Consider the following 15488-nt stretch of genomic DNA (forward strand, 5'->3'; position numbering starts at 1 on the left):
GACCCCCTTTCCAAAGGTCTTTGCCTCCCCCGCCGTAACCCCCGATTGATGGAAAGGGCCGACACGTGTCGGCGCGCCGCCCGTGACGCCGTCTCGGACGTCGAGCCGCCGCAGTTACGCGACCGGCTGACGGACGTACTCGACGGAACGTCGATGGCTCCTGGTGTCTTCGCGATCGAAAGCGCCCGCCAGCTCGATCCCGACGTCGAGAGTGATGCCGTCGCGAGCCAGGCCGCCGGCGTCCAGTTGATCTACGACGGGCTCCGACTCACCCGGCGGTTAGCACGCGAAGCGCCATGGGAGGCGGCCGTAGAGCCACACACACCGGGGGAGAACGCACCACCGCTCGAGGACGCTACCGACGCTGACCTCGAGATTCTGGCCGCCGATATTCTCGTCGCCCGGGGATTCTACCTCCTCGCACGAACTGACGCCGCGGGGAAGGCCGTTCGAACCGTGCAGGCGTTCGGCCAGGAAGAGACCCACGTTCAGGAGGGAGAGGGGGGCGGCCACGACGGGGTCTTGGAACGAGACGTGCTCGAACTGGCGGCGCTGGCCGGCGCGGCCGCCGTCGGTCGGACACCGACTCCGGAACTGCTAGCGACGGCCCGGGCGATTGCCGACGCGACGGACCAAACGTTTCCACCCGAGGCCGAGCAGCTCCCATTCGTGGAGTACGCACCCACCGAGCCGCCCGCTGACGATGGCCTCGCGACCGATCGGGCGACATCGGCGACCGACACGTAAGGGAGCGCGGTTCGTTGCAGTGGGGGGTTGGGGCTTCGGGGTTCGTGACCGAGACACGCAGACACATCCGGGGCGGGAATCGAAACCCATAAAGACGACTCCGGTCAACGAACGTATGCCTGCCTGGGTAGCTTAGCGGTAAAGCGCGTCCTTGGTAAGGACGAGAGCCCGGGTTCAAATCCCGGCCTAGGCTTTTATTGGTTTGTCACAAACAGATTCAGAATCTGCTACTGTGAGTTCTCTGTGGAGGCATTCAAGCTGTTATAGACAGGCCAAGAAAAAAGCTGCAGCAGAATAGCTATTAAGTCACGATTGGTTTGCCCCTATCGATAATGAGGTGTCTTGCACAGAGCAGCTCCTTCCCGAGAGCAGCGCCTAGACGATTAATGCGCGCCAACGCATACCATGATCATGGATGGAGCACTCGACGACATTGCGTTCCTCGTCAGTTCTGACCATCGCGTGGGAGTGCTTGATGCACTGGCGAGGAATTCGTGTGACCGGCATGATCTGCGCGCCGAAACGGGAGCATCGTCCCCGACGATAGGCCGCATCCTCACCGACTTCCAAGATCGCCACTGGATCGACCGGGATGGGAATCTGTATCAGCTAACCGGACTCGGCGAGTTCGTCGCCAACCAGTTTGCGGAGTTTCGGAACGCAATGGCGTATCAGCGACGACTCCGTGAGGTTTGGTCGTGGCTTCCCCACGAAATCGACGGATTTAGCATCGAGTTGTTCACCGACGTGGTCGTCTCTCAGCCAGGACCAGCATATCCCTACGAGCCTGTCGAACGTCTCACGGAATTACTTACGACGACGAGAACAATGCGCGGGTTTGGTATGGCACTACTGAAGTCGGGGAATCTGGAGCCATTTTTCGGCCACGTCGTGGATGGTCTGGAGTGTGAATACATCTATCCACCCGCCGTTTTCGAGGATCTCCTCACCTGGAACGAACGAACAGTCCTGAACGCGGCAGGACATGCCAACTACACTATTTTGCTACACGACGACCTTCCACTTGACGAGCGGTGTGGGATCTGCCTGTTCGATGACTGTGTTAGCATCTGCTGTTACGATCCGGAAACAGGAGCGTTGCAGTCGCTCGTTGACACCGAAAGCGACGCGATGCGTACGTGGGCGGAGTCCCATTACGACCAGTTTCGGGACGAGGCTCAACCGCTCTCTGACGCAACTGATCTACTCTCAATCGATTCGGTCCGACGAACCATGCGATTCGAGCCGGAGTAGTCCCGTCGCCCATGCTTTCACGACGTGAAATATTTCACTAGGCAGTTATACTTCCGTTCGCAGCGTATCTGGCTCGTGGTGAACGCTCATGAGCAATCACGCAAGCCAATCGACTGGGTGGCAACTCGAACAGAGTGCTCCCGAGGCCTATGAAAAGTATCTGGTGCCGCCGATTTTTGCGCCATGGGCTGATCGCCTCATCGAGACGAGCGAGGTACAGGCGGGAGATCGAGTTCTGGACGTCGCTTGCGGCACTGGTATCGTAACGCGTCGTGCTGCTTCCCGAGTAGGAGAGAGTGGAGCTGTGGTCGGACTCGATATCAACAACGGGATGCTTGCAGTGGCGGCGGAAACCGCTGTAGAGACGCAACCATCGATCGAGTGGCAACAGGGTGATGCGACCGACCTGCCGTTTCCTGACGAGAGTTTCGACATCGTCTGCTGTCAACAGGCCCTCCAGTTCTTCGACGATCCCGTCGCGGCAGTCGAGGAGATGCGCCGAGTTCTCACACCGGGTGGGTGCGTGGCACTGAGTGTCTGGCGACCGCTCGACTACAATCCTGCATACGTGGTGTTGGCCGACGCCCTGGAGCACCACATCAGTGACGAGGCCGGAACGATGATGCGCGCTCCGTTTCCCGCGTGGAATGGAGAGGAGCTACGAACACTCGTAAGGGATGGAGGATTCGATGACGTATCAGTCACCATTGAGATCGGTTCTGTTCGCTATCCGTCAGTCGAGGAGTTCGTCCGCCGGGAGGCTGCCAGCTCACCGCTAGCCGAGCCAATCGCGGCCATCGATAGAACGGTACGGGACGAACTGATTCAAGCGGTCAAGGATGCGTCAAAGGCCTATCTCGACGACGAAGGAGTCGTCTCACCAATGGAATCGTACGCCGTCACCGCGGATAAAGATCAGCAATAATCAAGATATATCTTGAGAGTTGTACAACCTTTGTGATTATCTAATAGAGATATAACCAAAATAGAGCCGGGAACTGTCTAGTTTCGCACCTCGTCAACTGGCGTCGTTCCATCGAGCGATTGATTCGGTCTCTGATGGTTGTAGTAATGCACAAACTGTTCAACCCATTTGCGGGCACTCCGCCGACTGCCCACTTACGAAGTATAGAAACGGTCAACTCGAATTTCGAAGGTGTGAATCCATTTTTCGATGAGGTTTCGGTCGGTCTAGTCAACCTGACCGTGCAGTCCTAATCGAGCAAGGGCAGTCCGGTATTCAAACTGATCCACGAGAAACACCGCCTCGGAGAGATCGTGTTTTTCGCGGAGTCCATGCGGGGAACGCAGTCGCCGGATTGGTGCCGTGAGGGCCGAACAACTGGACGTCGAGAATCAACGTTGTGTCGAGGTCTATTGCATCGTATAACCAAGGCCGTTCGCCGTTTATGTTGACAGCAGTCTCGTCAACCACGACCCGCGAGGGCTTCGCCCTCGGCAGATCTGGAACGCTGTCAGCCAGCCGAGATACCCAGTTCCAAACCGCTTCATGCGAGCGTTCAGCGCCTAATTCGGCAATAATTGTTGTCTCCCGAAGCGAACAACCGATGGTGTGGAGACGGATGGCGAACGCCCTGACAGGCGTCCTCAGAACGCTCTGTGAGCGTTCTAGTCCAACTTAACTCAACGGCCTGCTCGCTTCTCAAACTGACCCAACTAGACAGTGCCCTCTGAACGAGTTGGTGAGTTGAGTGAGCATTTCTCGCCACTTCTTGCACGTCCTCCACTCCTCATCTCGGCAGTGCCCTCCTCCACACTCTGTCGCAATTCCACCTGTCGAACAGGCATTGTTTGCGCTTCAATGAGTATAATATCGGAGTTTTTACACACGTATTTATCCACCAACAGTTAACTTGGTATCCGAGATACTAATGGTCAACACTGGGAAAGACATGAGTCAACAAGACACACTCACAGAGAGGGGTTGTCTCGATGGAGTTTAGCGGGACGGAATCCATCGAGGGTGCCTCAGCTGAAGAGGCATGGTTAGCCCTGTCCGATCCAGTCATGATAAAACAGGCGTTGCCGGGGTGTCAGTTCCTGGTCGCGTTAGAAGAGGGCGAAAACCCAGACTTTGACCAATTGGATGCACGGTGGCCTGACGAAGACCCAGAAACCCTCCCGGCAGCGGAACCGGAAGACGTGGCTGAACGAGCATTCGAAGAGGGAAAGCGGTACGCTGCTCGCATGCAGATCAGTGTCGGAAACGTCTCGCCGACTTTCGATACGGTCGTGACTATCGACGAACGGGAGTTCCCGAAGATGACAGCTAGCGGCCAAGGAGACGCCACTAGCAGCTCCTTCGAGATGCAGTCGCAGATGGAACTCATCGAGACGGACGAGGGAGTGAACATCCAGTGGGAGAGTGAGGCTGACGTATTCGGTCGGATCGCGCAACTGGGTCAGCGAATGCTTAATCCCGTTGCAAACCGTGTCGTCGGCCGGTTTTTCAGTCAGGTAGAGAGCGAAATGCAAGATCTAACTGATGACTCCGATGGGAGCCTCCGGGAGCGAGTATCCAACCTTTTCTGACCATGACCAAACAAGAGATCGAACTCACAGTCAACGGGAACGAGTACGAGTTGAGCGTCGAACCAAACAGGTTGTTGATCCACACGTTACGAGACGAAATGGGGTATACCGGCCCAAATATTGGTTGTGAGACCACGATGTGTGGGGCCTGTACTGTCAGTATGGACGGGAACGCGGTGAAAGCCTGTACCGTTCTATCGGTTCAGGCCGACCAGTCTGAAATAACTACGATTGAAGGCCTCTCCGAGAATAATGATCACCCGCTTCAGCGGAGTTTCTCGGAAGAGCACGGCTTGCAGTGTGGGTACTGTACGCCCGGGATGATCATGGCTGCGGTCGATGTTCTCGAGGACAACCCACATCCCGATCGGGAGGAGATTAGAGAGGCGCTTAAAGGGAATCTGTGCCGGTGTACGGGCTATCAAAATATCGTCGATGCTGTCGAGGTGGCAGCCGAGGAGATGCGAGAAACGGAACTGACTGATGGTGGAATAGTCGGGGAGGAACGCGACCGATGACGGGAGCAGAACCTGTTAATTGGAGGTGAGTGATAATGTACCCAGATCAATTCGCATACCACCGTGCAGGCAGTGTTTCGGAGGCAATCACGCTGCTTTCCGAGCATCCTGAAGCAACACTCCTCGCTGGAGGGCACAGCTTGTTGCCGATGATGAAAAGCGGACTCGCCAGTCCGGGGCGGATAATCGACATCGATGACATCGATGAGCTAAGCGGAATTGAGCGCTCTGACGGCGAAACCCGAATCGGCGCGCTCACTCGTTACGCGGCGGTCGTAGATGACGAACGGTTGTGGGAGGAAGCGACCGCGTTCGCAGAGGCAACCCAGAATATCGGTGACCTGCAGGTTCGAAATCGCGGGACAATCGGCGGCAATGTCGCGCATGCGGATCCAGCGTCAGACCTTTCCGCTGCGGTGCTCGTTTCGGACGTAACGATCACGGTTCGAGGGCCTGATGGTGAGCGCGACGTCGCTGCGGATGATTTCTTCCACGGCATGTACACGACTGCTGTCGGTGACGGTGAACTCGTCACGGCTGTTTCCGTTCCGCACGACGGAACCGTCGGCAGTTACGTCAAGAAACCAGATCCGGCTTCGGGGTATGCACTCGTCGGTGTGGCTACCCGTCTCACCCTCGAAGACGGAACGGTTACCGAGGCGCGGGTAGCCGCCAACGGCGTGATGGATCACGGTGTTCGTCTCCCGGAAGTCGAAGACGTGCTCGTCGACGAGGAGCTAGCAGCAGACACGATCTCGGCTGCAGGTGACGTGGCAGGCGATAGCCTCGACGAGTACATGGTGATGGATGACGAGCGAACGTCGGGTGAGTTCCGCCTTCAGTTACTCGGTGCGTTTACCGAGCGCGCGTTAGAGCGTGCAGCGAGCAGGGCGGATGGTCACTGAGTAGTCGTGCGGGACGCACGACTTTCTATCCTCGCAGAGTTGTCCTAGTCTCACGCCCGATCGATGCGTCTCACGAGTGTGCGAAGTGTCTGACGGGTGTGTTTTCGCTACACCGACTCTACGTAACCGGTGCCGGAATTATTTTGCGATACCACCACATGTGTGAGCATATGTCAAACTACTTCGTAAGTGACGTTCGGACACGCGATGGAGACGCGGTCGACATCGAGATCCGAGACGGGCGGATCGACCGAATCGCCCCTGCCGGGCAGGGAGACGCCGCGGCGTTCGACGAGGATCACCGGTACGACGGTGGCGGGCGGTTGGTCACGGCGACGTTATCAGAACCGCACACGCACCTCGATGCGGTCCTCACAGCTGGTCGGCCACAGTGGAATCAGCCGGGAACCCTCGCAGAAGGCTGGCGTCTCTGGGAAGATCTGCGACACGAGATCACGAAACAGGAGATCAAAGAGAACGCGACGCGAGCGATCGAGTGGCTCGCATCGAACGGCGTCACCCGCATCCGAACGCACGTCGATACCACGTACGAGGAGTTGACCGGAGTCGAAGCGCTTCTTGAGGTTCAAAACGAGGTAAAGGACCTTGTCGAGTTACAACTGGTTGCGTTCCCGATCAGTGGGCTGTACACGGACGAAACCAACCTGGACCTGTTTCGCGACGCGATTGATATGGGCGTCGACATCGTCGGCGGCATCCCTCACAACGAGTACACTCGAGAAGATGGTGTACACGAGATCGAAACGGTGGTGGACATCGCTGAACAAGAAACCCTTCCGCTCGATCTCCACATCGACGAAACCGACGATCCGCAATCGAGATTTACCGGCGTGTTAGCCAGCGAAGCGTTGAAGCGCGGGATCGGTGACCGGACGACAGCAAGCCACGTAACGGCGATGCACTCGTACTCGAACTCCTACGCGAGTAAGTTGTGTAGTATGCTCGCAGAGAGCGGCGTCAGCGTCGTCACCAACCCGCCAATAAACGAGGTCTTGCAGGGCCGGTACGACGACTACCCGAAGCGGCGAGGCCACACCAGAGTCGATGAATTACGCGAGGCCGGCGTCACCGTCGGCATCGGCCAAGACGATATCATCGACCCGTGGTATCACTACGGTGATGGTGATCCAGTCACAGCTGCGTTCGTTCTGTTGCACTACGCCCACATGAACGGACGTGACGACGTGGACGCACTCTGGGAGATGCTCGTCGATTCGAACGCCGAAATCGTCGGTGCCGAAGCGTCCGGAATTGAAGAAGGCAATGAGGGATCGCTTGTCGTCTACGACGGCCCGGACCCGTTCAACGTCCTTCGGATGCGCTCTCCACGAACGCTCGTTCTAAACGAGGGCCAACCGATCGCCAAAACCGACCCTGGAGAAACGACAATCTATCGAGCAGAAGGCGAACGAAAAGTCGATTATCAGCCGTGATCGTCGGAACACTCTCGTCGTAACACTCGGACCATTCGACGGGGTGTTACTCCCCGTCGCTGGTTGCTTCCTGGACTGCTCTCCAGACACGCTCTTCAGTGGCCGGCATATCGACGTGATCGACACCGAATGGCTCGAGAGCGTCGACAATTGCGTTCACGATTGCAGGCGGTGCCGCGATCGTTCCGGCTTCCCCGACGCCTTTTACACCGATCGGGTTGTGCGGTGACGGTGTGACAGTGCTTTCGAGTTCCATCTCCGGGATTTGAACTGTCTTCGGGGCCGTATAATCCTGAAGCGTCCCGTTGAGCAGGTTTCCGTTCTTGTCGTACAGCACCTCTTCGTACATCGCCTGGCCGATGCCCTGCGCAGTCCCGCCTTGGACCTGCCCCTCCACGATTTGTGGATTGATCTGCTCGCCACAATCGTCGACGCCAACGTACTTTTCGAAGGCTACTTCACCCGTATCGGGATCGACCTCGACGACGACAATATGCGTTCCGAAGGGGAACGTCAGGTTTTCAGGGTCGTAAAACGCTGACTCTTCCAGCCCGGGTTCGAGGTCATCGGGGAGATCATGAGCGAGATACGCGGTGGCTGCGACCTCTTTGAACGTCATCGATCGCTCTGGAGCGCCTCGAACATGGAACTCACCATCTTCGAACTCGATGTCTTGTTCGCTCGCTTCTAACTGGTGGGCAACGATTCGGCGTCCCTTCTCAACGACTTTGTCCGCACCTTGCGCTATCGCACCACCGCCGACAGGGCCGCTTCGAGACGCGTACGTCCCCTGCCCGTGTGCGATTTGATCCGTATCGCCCTCTATAACTTCGATATCGTCGTACGGGACACCGAGTTTATCCGAGACGATCTGTGCGAACGTCGTTTCGTGGCCCTGTCCGTGCCCGGAGGTGCCGCAATACGCGGTCACTGTCCCTTCCGGATGGACACGGATTGTACTGTTCTCCCAGTAGCCGGTTTTCGCACCGAGCATCCCACAAATGTCGGAGGGACCAAGCCCCGACATCTCGATGAACGACGCGATCCCGATCCCGAGATACCGGTCTTCTTCGCGGAGCTCCGCCTGGCGCTCCCGTAACTCGTCGTACTCGACCAACTCCACCGCTTTGTCGAGCGCCTTTTCATACGCTCCGCTATCGTAGAGCATCCCAGTTACCGTTTCAAACGGAAACGCATCTTCGGGAACGAAATTCCGCCGACGGATTTCGACGGGGTCGATATCCAGTTCGCGGGCAGCGGTATCAAGTAACCGTTCTAACAGGTGTGCAGCATCTGAGAGATTCGCGCCTCGGTACGCGTCTACCGGTGCTGCGTTCGTCAGCACGCCACGGATCCGGCAGTGAGCCGTGTCGAAATCGTACGGACCGGAGAACACACCCCAGTACTCGTCAGTCGGTAGCGCAGGGAGCAAGCAAGAAACGTACGCCCCGACGTCGACAACGCCATCGACACGAACTCCGCGCACCGACCCGTCGCTATCGATGGCGAGTTCACCTTTTTGTGCTAATCCGCGACCGTGTGCGTCGGTCTGACTCGTCTCCGAACGCGGCGCGATCCACTTCACCGGCCGTTCGAGATACATCGCAAGCCAGGAAGCGATCGCTTCGTCTGCGTAGTGGTAGATCTTACTCCCGAACCCGCCGCCGACGTGCGGAGCGATAACCTGGATCTTGTTCTCCGGCAATTCCAACACCCGGGAGAGCAGATTTCGATGGAGATGCGGATTCTGGCTCGTCATCTGCACCGTTAACTTCTCACTCGATTTATTGTACTTCGCAATCGCACCGCGAGTCTCGATCGACGTCGGAAGAATACGCTGACTCGGTAACTCGATCTCGAACGTGTGGTCTGCGTCCTCGAAAACAGCCTCCGATTGCTCTGCGTCCCCTTCCTCCCAATCGAATACGACGTTGTCTTCTGCTCCCTCGTGAAGGGCTGGTGCGTCATCTGCCAGCGCCTCGTACGGGTCGGTTACAACGTCTAACCGTTCGTAATCGACTTCGATACGGTCACGCGCATTGTACGCGACGTATCGGTCTTCAGCAACGACTACTGCAATCGCTTCCCCTTGGTATCGGACTGTATCTCCAACGATTACTCGTTTCCAGAACTCCTCGGGAATATCCTCCTCAGGGAAGTGCCAAATGACTGGAATGTTGTTGGGGGTTGGTAACGCGGCCTCTTCAAAATCCTCTGCCGTTAATACATCCAGTACGCCCTCAACATCCTCAGCTGCGCTCGTATCGATTCCGTTGATTTTGGCGTGCCCGTATTGACTTCGGAGGATGGAGATGTGGACCATTCCTGGCTCCGAAATATCATCGATATACTGTGCATCGCCGCTAATGAGTTCCGGGTCTTCCTTTCGCTCTACCTCAGATCCGAACACGGTTTTCGCCATCTCTTGACTCATATATTCACCTCGAATCGCAGCCCAGCCCGCTCCCAAGTTCCCCAGCAGTACCATGCCTCTCCTCCATCCCCCCCAGATCGGCATGCACGTTATTTTCACGCATAGTCGTGCTAGCTACTCTATTGCCATTAGAATAAAACTACCGCCGAAAGAACTGTGCTGTCTTCTCTTTAGAGATCACCATCGAGCAAACGTCCCGATGGAGTGGGCAACAGGCAGCTTACCCTGAAGTCGAGGACATTGAACGTGAGCGACGCATCTAACGACCACTCCTGTTTGGAGTTCGAACGAGAGTCCATCGACAAGGTCACCGCTTCGGCGGTAGGCCACTGCCAGGGGGGGTAAACAGGTAAACGTCGTCGATTCGAACGTGGAGGTGGGTTTCGACTAGTTCCTGCCCGCCCGTTCAGGAGCGTGGTAGTCGACGTGGACATCCGGTGTGCTCGGTGAGTCCGGTGCGGGTACTCCGTTCCAGTCGACGAGCCGGACGTTCGCCATCTCCCCAGAAAACCGGAACCGTAGCACGCCAGTATCGACTGCCCCTTCCGCACTGTGGTCCGTCACGACTGCAGATTTCTCGGGCGATTCGGTCCCTACCAGTTCGATATCGCCGTCGACGGTGATTTCGTAGTTCGATGGAACACCGCGTCCAACGATCGTCACGAGATTTGGCAAACCAGTTTCAGGTGACATGAGTAGAAAACTCGATTCCGCCGTTATAACCCTTCTTGTCGGTAAAAAAGTAGGAATCGGTGAACGTAATGCTCTGGCGAATACCGCACGGATCAAACGTCAACGTATTGCTCTTCCCACTCCCGTCGCTCCTGGAGAGTCTGTTTTCCCGCGTCGGTAATAGCGTAGTAGTTCGTCCGCCGATCAAGTTGCCCTTTCTCGACCAACTCTTTATTCACGAGTGTGTCGAGGTTCGGATACAACCGACCATGGTTGATTTCCCCCTCATAGTACGCCTCAGCATCTTCTTTCACGTCTTGGCCCGATGGCTGGTCGGCACCTGCAATCACGTACAGGAGATCACGCTGGAAGCCGGTGAGGTCGTTCATCCTGCGAGAAAATCCAACGGATATGTATTTGTTATTTTTCCCGCATAACATGGAACGTAGCTATCCGATGAATGTCCACAACTGACAATTGTAGTGCACAGCCTCAGAGCCAAGCCGAGGAGGAGCGGCGACAGCAAATCGCCGCGCAACTGACGCCACTCCCGGCGGACCCGGTTGCGTATCTCATCAGTTATCATTTCGATACTTTTCGATGAGGGTTCGCTCGGTGTAGGTGACCCGGCTGCCCAATCCAAATCGAGCAAGGGTAGTCCGATAGCCGAATTGATCCACGAGAGATACGGTGTCGGAGAGATCGTATTTCTCGTCAAGTCGATGCAGAAACGCAGCTGCCGGATCGGTGCCATGTCGACCAAACAACGCGAGATCGAGAACCAGCTTCGTCTCGGTGTCTATTGCAGCGTACAACCAAGACCCCTCTCTTCATCTTCCCAATTTCATCTCGCACACGGGAGTCAGAAGAAGGGTACCAGTTTAGTAACTAGGTTCGAATGCGTTGGAGTATGGACAGTCTGGTACGCAGTGCAACCGCGGCGAACCGGCACCCAAACAGGATGGGGTCGTCCCACGCAGTGGATAGCGGGGGCGAAACCGACGGGGCTGTCGCCATCACGCCACGGAGGCCGCAATGACGTCGACGCGTATCTGTCTGATCGACGCCGTCGGCCTCACGCCGGAACTAATCGGCGACCACACGCCGGTCTTACAGTCGATGGCTGAGGAGGAGGGTGGAAGCGGCGCGCAGCCACTGGAGGGGGTTACCCCGGCCGTCACGCTCACCCCACAGGCATCGGTCCTGACTGGTACGGAGCCAGCCGAGCACGGTGCCGTCGCCAACGGCTGGCTGTACGACACCCAGGAGATCCGCGTCTGGCAGCAGGCGCGCCAGTTGATGCAGGGGGAAACGATCTACGAGGCGGCAACCGAGGAGTTCGGCGACTCGTTTACCACCGCGCTGATCTTCTCGTGGTTCAGCCAGGGCGCACTCGACGCCGACTATCGGGTGATCCCGAAGCCGTGGTACGGGTCCGACGGCAGCAAAGAGTTCGACATCCACGGCGCGCCGGGCTCGTACGTAGAGGACCTGAAGGACGACCTCGGGGAGTTCCCGTTCCACACGTTCTGGGGACCACAGTCGGGTCCCGACGCCTCCGAGTGGATCGCCGACGCGACGGCGAAGACGCTCCGGGAGCGCCAGCCCAATCTGACGATCTCGTACCTGCCGGTGCTCGACTACCCGTTCCAAAAGTACGGACCGGATCACCGAAAGTCCCGCGAGGCGCTCGCGACGCTCGACGAGTACGTCGGACGGATCCGCGAGGCGGCCGAGGAAACCGACACGAAGCTCGTGCTGTTCTCGGAGTACGGCATCACGCCTGTCTCCCGGCCGGTTCACCTGAACCGGCTGTTCCGCGAACAGGGCTGGCTGGAGGTGCGGTACGGACCGTTCGGTGAGCAACTCGACGTCCACCAGTCGGAGGTGTTCGCCGTCGCAGACCACCAGGTCGCCCACGTCTACGTCCGGGATCCCGACCAGATTCCGGCGGTGAAGTCCCTCCTCTCCGAGGTCGACGGCGTCGGCGAGGTCTGGGGTGAGGCGGAAAAGGAAGAACACGGCCTCGATCACCCACGATCCGGAGAGCTGGTCGCGCTGGCCGAACGCGACAGCTGGTTTACCTACTACTTCTGGTTCAACGACGACCGCGCGCCCGACTACGCACGGAGCGTCGCAATCCACGATAAGCCCGGCTACGACCCGGTCGAGATGTTCTACGATCCGGAGCTTCGCTTCCCGAAGCTCAAGGCGGCCGCCATCCTGGCGAAAAAGAAGCTCGGGTTCCGCTATCGGATGAGCCTGATTCCGCTCGACGCCTCGCTGATTGAGGGGAGTCACGGGCTGCCGCCGGCCTCGCCAGAAGAGGGGCCCGTGCTCCTCAGCCCCGACCTGAGGGCACCGGAGGAACCGGCGATGACCGACATTAAACCGTGGCTTCTCGAGCAGTACCGCTCGTAGGTCGCCATCCGACGGAGCCACCGGCCCTATTTATCGCTGGACGGTGTGGGAGTGCTGATTACAGATGAGTCACAGAGCAGACAGTAGCCGCCGGTTGCCGCGGGTAGACGAGGTGAATCGATGGTAGAAGCGTATCTGCTGATGATGACCGCGGCCGGAACGTCCCAGTCAGTGCTGGCGAATCTTCGGGAAATAGAGGGGGTCGAACGGGCGAACATCGTTGCCGGTGAGTTCGACATCATCGCGACCGTCGAGGCGGGCTCGACGCAAGATCTACTAACGGTGGTCACAGAGGAGATCCACTCACTCGAAGGCGCCGGCCCCACCAGAACGTCTATGGTGCTCCAGTAAGGGAAGCGATAAACCGAACTCCGGGGCTACCAGGTTTCAATCCGACCGGCGCGGACGTCCTCGGCGCAGCCTTCGCAATCCGGATGATCGGCCTCGTAACAGGCCGGCCGGTACTGATCGTCGAGTTTCGCGGCTCGCTGTTCGGCGTAGCGCCGGCAGACGATTCGGGCACGCCCCTTCTCGTCAGTCGGAAGGGCATGCGCGTTCTTGGCCACTTCGTAGGCGCCCCGGGCCTCGTCGAGTTGGGCGTCCGTCGAGCGCCGGAACTCCTCGTACTGCGACCCCACCTGCTGGAGCTTCGAGCGCAAGAAGCGCTCGAGCCGCCGTTCGTCTGCCATCGTTCGCCCGTGGTTCGACCGGGAGACACATAGGTTCGTCGCCGAAATCGGGCCTGGAACGGAACTCGGGCGCGAGCGGTCGCGATCGAACCACTTTCGCTCCGGTGGCGGCAGTTTAAATACCATCGGGAGCGAAACTCGATGTGCCTCCCAGTGAAACCCAGGAGGAGGCGAGACACTATGAGCGACGTACGACAACACGCAGAAGACGTACACGACCAGTTTTCAGACCATATCGACGTCTCGGTCGACGACGTCGAGGAGCGACTGCACACCCTCGTCGGCGAATACAAAGTACCGATCGACGAGGCACGCCGCAGCGTCACGAACCACTACCTAGAGGAGGCGGGTCTAGAGCGCGAAGACATCGCGAGCGGTGGCAGCGAAGCCGTCAGCGTCGAGGACGTCGACGAACCCGAGGAGTGGATCGACCTGACCGCAAAAGTGATTGAGCTGTGGGACCCCCGCAGCGACTCCGTCGCACAGGTGGGCCTGCTCGGCGATCCGACGGGGACGATCAAGTTCACCAAGTGGGCCAAATCCGACCTCCCGGCGCTCGAGGAAGGCGGTGTCTACGAGCTTCGGAACGTCGTCACCGACGAGTATCAGGGCCGGTACTCGGTCAAACTCAACAGCACAACCGTCATCGAGGAACTCGATGAAGAGATCGAAGTCGGCGACGATACGAGCGAAGTCGAAGGCGCGCTCGTCGACATGCAAAGTGGCTCCGGGCTGATCAAGCGCTGCCCCGAAGACGACTGCACCCGCGTCCTCCAAAACGGGCGCTGTAACGAACACGGCGAGGGAGAAGGTGAGTTCGATCTCCGGATCAAGGGCGTCCTCGACGACGGCATCGACGCCCACGAGGTGATCTTCGACGCCGAGGCCACCGAATCGCTGACGGGAATTAGTCTCGAGGAGGCAAAGGAGATGGCGATGGACGCCCTCGACACGACGGTCGTCGCAGACGAGATTGGCGAGACGATCCTCGGCACCTACTACCGCGTCGAGGGGCCGACGTTCGGCCGGTACGTACTGGCCGACGACGTCTCCGAACTCGACGGGCCGGTCGATGCCGAGGAACTGCTGATTAAAGCGAGGTCGATGTGAGATGAGCCAGGCACAACTCACCCGCGAGGTCGCACGCCGCGCCTTCGCCGCCGAATTCAACGATGCAACGTACGCGTTCAAAGAGAGCGACGACGAGCGCGCGCCGAACTACGCGCTGCTTCCAACGGGCGACCGCGCCAATCGCGTCTTCGTCTCTGGCACCCTGACCGAGACCGAAGACGTCGGAGAGGAAAGCGAGTACTGGCGCGGCCGCGTCGTCGACCCGACGGGAACGTTCTTCGTCTACGCCGGCCAGTACCAGCCCGAGGCCGCCGCCGTCCTCCGAGACGCGGAACCGCCAGCGTATGTAACCGTCGTCGGCAAACCCCGGACCTACGAGACCGACGACGGCACCGTCAACGTCTCGCTCCGGCCGGAGACCATCGCGGTCGTCGACGCCGCCACCCGTGACCGTTGGGTGGTCGAAACCGCCGAGCGGACGCTCGACCGTATCGAGTCCTTCGAAGCGTGGGAAGCAGAGCAGGAAGCGCCCGAGAATGGCTCGACCGCACCCGGAAACGAGTACGCCCAGATGGCCCGCGAGCAGTACGACTCGCCCGTCGAGAACTACCGCCGTGCGGTCGTCCAGGCCCTAGAGAGTCTCGAGGAGGCCGACGCGACGGCCTGATCAGGGAAAATCCGCGGACGACACACCATACGCTCCCGTTTTTCGACGCTGTGACTACCAGCGGAGCGTGAGTACAGCGCTTCGGCACCGAAGACACAGTCCT

The 15488-nt window shown here is 58.7% G+C and carries 15 protein-coding genes, 1 tRNA gene and 2 pseudogenes; 12 read left to right on the plus strand and 6 right to left on the minus strand.

Annotated elements, in window-relative coordinates; genetic code table 11:
• Window positions 1-48 precede the first annotated feature (48 nt).
• From OB905_08970 to OB905_08985, 4 genes are all read left to right on the plus strand, one after another.
• On the plus strand, window positions 49-747 hold the full coding sequence (locus OB905_08970; protein ID MCU4926115.1) for a hypothetical protein: 699 nt from the start codon (window positions 49-51) through the stop codon (window positions 745-747).
• A gap of 121 nt (window positions 748-868) precedes the next feature.
• A tRNA-Thr gene (locus OB905_08975) sits at window positions 869-940 on the plus strand.
• Between the two features lie 218 nt (window positions 941-1158).
• On the plus strand, window positions 1159-2001 hold the full coding sequence (locus OB905_08980; protein ID MCU4926116.1) for a transcriptional regulator: 843 nt from the start codon (window positions 1159-1161) through the stop codon (window positions 1999-2001).
• An 88-nt stretch (window positions 2002-2089) separates the two neighbouring features.
• Window positions 2090-2926 carry a methyltransferase domain-containing protein gene (locus OB905_08985; GenBank protein MCU4926117.1) on the plus strand — a complete coding sequence of 279 codons (837 nt, stop codon included), beginning with the start codon at window positions 2090-2092 and terminating at the stop codon, window positions 2924-2926.
• Window positions 2927-3003: 77 nt separating this feature from the next.
• Here the strand turns inward: OB905_08985 and OB905_08990 are convergent.
• Window positions 3004-3613: pseudogene (locus OB905_08990) on the minus strand (IS6 family transposase).
• 341 nt (window positions 3614-3954) lie between these two features.
• On the opposite strand from OB905_08990, the gene OB905_08995 reads away from it, so the two are divergent.
• The 4 genes from OB905_08995 to OB905_09010 all read left to right on the plus strand — a co-directional run bounded on the left by OB905_08995 (window position 3955) and on the right by OB905_09010 (window position 7431).
• Window positions 3955-4554: an SRPBCC domain-containing protein gene (locus OB905_08995; protein MCU4926118.1), complete on the plus strand. Its 600-nt coding sequence runs from the start codon at window positions 3955-3957 to the stop codon at window positions 4552-4554.
• Between the two features lie 2 nt (window positions 4555-4556).
• Window positions 4557-5072 carry a (2Fe-2S)-binding protein gene (locus OB905_09000; protein MCU4926119.1) on the plus strand — a complete coding sequence of 172 codons (516 nt, stop codon included), beginning with the start codon at window positions 4557-4559 and terminating at the stop codon, window positions 5070-5072.
• A gap of 35 nt (window positions 5073-5107) precedes the next feature.
• Window positions 5108-5977: a xanthine dehydrogenase family protein subunit M gene (locus OB905_09005; GenBank protein ID MCU4926120.1), complete on the plus strand. Its 870-nt coding sequence runs from the start codon at window positions 5108-5110 to the stop codon at window positions 5975-5977.
• Between the two features lie 170 nt (window positions 5978-6147).
• The gene (locus OB905_09010; GenBank protein MCU4926121.1) at window positions 6148-7431 is read left to right on the plus strand and encodes an amidohydrolase family protein; all 1284 of its coding nucleotides are present in this window, start codon (window positions 6148-6150) and stop codon (window positions 7429-7431) included.
• A 46-nt stretch (window positions 7432-7477) separates the two neighbouring features.
• Here OB905_09010 and OB905_09015 read toward each other — a convergent pair whose 3' ends face one another.
• From OB905_09015 to OB905_09030, 4 genes and pseudogenes are all read right to left on the minus strand, one after another.
• Window positions 7478-9865 (minus strand): xanthine dehydrogenase family protein molybdopterin-binding subunit, encoded by a 2388-nt coding sequence (locus OB905_09015; GenBank protein ID MCU4926122.1) that lies wholly within the window; start codon window positions 9863-9865, stop codon window positions 7478-7480.
• Between the two features lie 387 nt (window positions 9866-10252).
• Window positions 10253-10558: a hypothetical protein gene (locus OB905_09020; protein ID MCU4926123.1), complete on the minus strand. Its 306-nt coding sequence runs from the start codon at window positions 10556-10558 to the stop codon at window positions 10253-10255.
• A 92-nt stretch (window positions 10559-10650) separates the two neighbouring features.
• Entirely contained in the window at window positions 10651-10926 is a 276-nt protein-coding gene (locus tag OB905_09025) for a PadR family transcriptional regulator (protein ID MCU4926124.1), read from the minus strand.
• A gap of 201 nt (window positions 10927-11127) precedes the next feature.
• A pseudogene (locus OB905_09030) lies at window positions 11128-11364 on the minus strand (DDE-type integrase/transposase/recombinase).
• A gap of 208 nt (window positions 11365-11572) precedes the next feature.
• On the opposite strand from OB905_09030, the gene OB905_09035 reads away from it, so the two are divergent.
• Both OB905_09035 and OB905_09040 read left to right on the plus strand, forming a co-directional pair.
• The gene (locus tag OB905_09035; GenBank protein ID MCU4926125.1) at window positions 11573-12958 is read left to right on the plus strand and encodes an alkaline phosphatase family protein; all 1386 of its coding nucleotides are present in this window, start codon (window positions 11573-11575) and stop codon (window positions 12956-12958) included.
• A gap of 120 nt (window positions 12959-13078) precedes the next feature.
• Entirely contained in the window at window positions 13079-13309 is a 231-nt protein-coding gene (locus OB905_09040) for an Lrp/AsnC ligand binding domain-containing protein (GenBank protein ID MCU4926126.1), read from the plus strand.
• A gap of 26 nt (window positions 13310-13335) precedes the next feature.
• Here OB905_09040 and OB905_09045 read toward each other — a convergent pair whose 3' ends face one another.
• Complete coding sequence (locus OB905_09045) at window positions 13336-13647, minus strand: hypothetical protein (protein MCU4926127.1); 312 nt, start codon at window positions 13645-13647, stop codon at window positions 13336-13338.
• Between the two features lie 180 nt (window positions 13648-13827).
• Here OB905_09045 and OB905_09050 point away from each other — a divergent pair, with 180 nt between their 5' ends.
• Window positions 13828-14757 (plus strand): replication factor A, encoded by a 930-nt coding sequence (locus OB905_09050; protein ID MCU4926128.1) that lies wholly within the window; start codon window positions 13828-13830, stop codon window positions 14755-14757.
• A gap of 1 nt (window position 14758) precedes the next feature.
• A complete protein-coding gene (locus tag OB905_09055) occupies window positions 14759-15385 on the plus strand; it encodes a DNA-binding protein (protein ID MCU4926129.1) in 627 nt (208 codons plus the stop codon).
• Window positions 15386-15488 lie beyond the last annotated feature (103 nt).

The organism is Halobacteria archaeon AArc-dxtr1 (genome assembly GCA_025517425.1).
In the GTDB taxonomy this organism is placed as follows: Archaea; Halobacteriota; Halobacteria; order Halobacteriales; family Natrialbaceae; genus Halostagnicola.

What these genes read in the sequence shown, in the direction of transcription:
- OB905_09000 (MCU4926119.1), top strand. Translation starts at nt 4,557, where the DNA reads ATGACCAAACAAGAGATCGAACTCACAGTCAACGGGAACGAGTACGAG.
- OB905_09045 (MCU4926127.1), bottom strand. Translation starts at nt 13,647, where the DNA reads ATGGCAGACGAACGGCGGCTCGAGCGCTTCTTGCGCTCGAAGCTCCAG.
- OB905_09050 (MCU4926128.1), top strand. Translation starts at nt 13,828, where the DNA reads ATGAGCGACGTACGACAACACGCAGAAGACGTACACGACCAGTTTTCA.
- OB905_09020 (MCU4926123.1), bottom strand. Translation starts at nt 10,558, where the DNA reads ATGTCACCTGAAACTGGTTTGCCAAATCTCGTGACGATCGTTGGACGC.
- OB905_08995 (MCU4926118.1), top strand. Translation starts at nt 3,955, where the DNA reads ATGGAGTTTAGCGGGACGGAATCCATCGAGGGTGCCTCAGCTGAAGAG.
- OB905_09005 (MCU4926120.1), top strand. Translation starts at nt 5,108, where the DNA reads ATGTACCCAGATCAATTCGCATACCACCGTGCAGGCAGTGTTTCGGAG.
- OB905_09055 (MCU4926129.1), top strand. Translation starts at nt 14,759, where the DNA reads ATGAGCCAGGCACAACTCACCCGCGAGGTCGCACGCCGCGCCTTCGCC.
- OB905_09015 (MCU4926122.1), bottom strand. Translation starts at nt 9,865, where the DNA reads ATGAGTCAAGAGATGGCGAAAACCGTGTTCGGATCTGAGGTAGAGCGA.
- OB905_08970 (MCU4926115.1), top strand. Translation starts at nt 49, where the DNA reads ATGGAAAGGGCCGACACGTGTCGGCGCGCCGCCCGTGACGCCGTCTCG.
- OB905_09040 (MCU4926126.1), top strand. Translation starts at nt 13,079, where the DNA reads ATGGTAGAAGCGTATCTGCTGATGATGACCGCGGCCGGAACGTCCCAG.
- OB905_09010 (MCU4926121.1), top strand. Translation starts at nt 6,148, where the DNA reads ATGTCAAACTACTTCGTAAGTGACGTTCGGACACGCGATGGAGACGCG.
- OB905_08980 (MCU4926116.1), top strand. Translation starts at nt 1,159, where the DNA reads ATGGATGGAGCACTCGACGACATTGCGTTCCTCGTCAGTTCTGACCAT.
- OB905_08985 (MCU4926117.1), top strand. Translation starts at nt 2,090, where the DNA reads ATGAGCAATCACGCAAGCCAATCGACTGGGTGGCAACTCGAACAGAGT.
- OB905_09025 (MCU4926124.1), bottom strand. Translation starts at nt 10,926, where the DNA reads ATGAACGACCTCACCGGCTTCCAGCGTGATCTCCTGTACGTGATTGCA.
- OB905_09035 (MCU4926125.1), top strand. Translation starts at nt 11,573, where the DNA reads ATGACGTCGACGCGTATCTGTCTGATCGACGCCGTCGGCCTCACGCCG.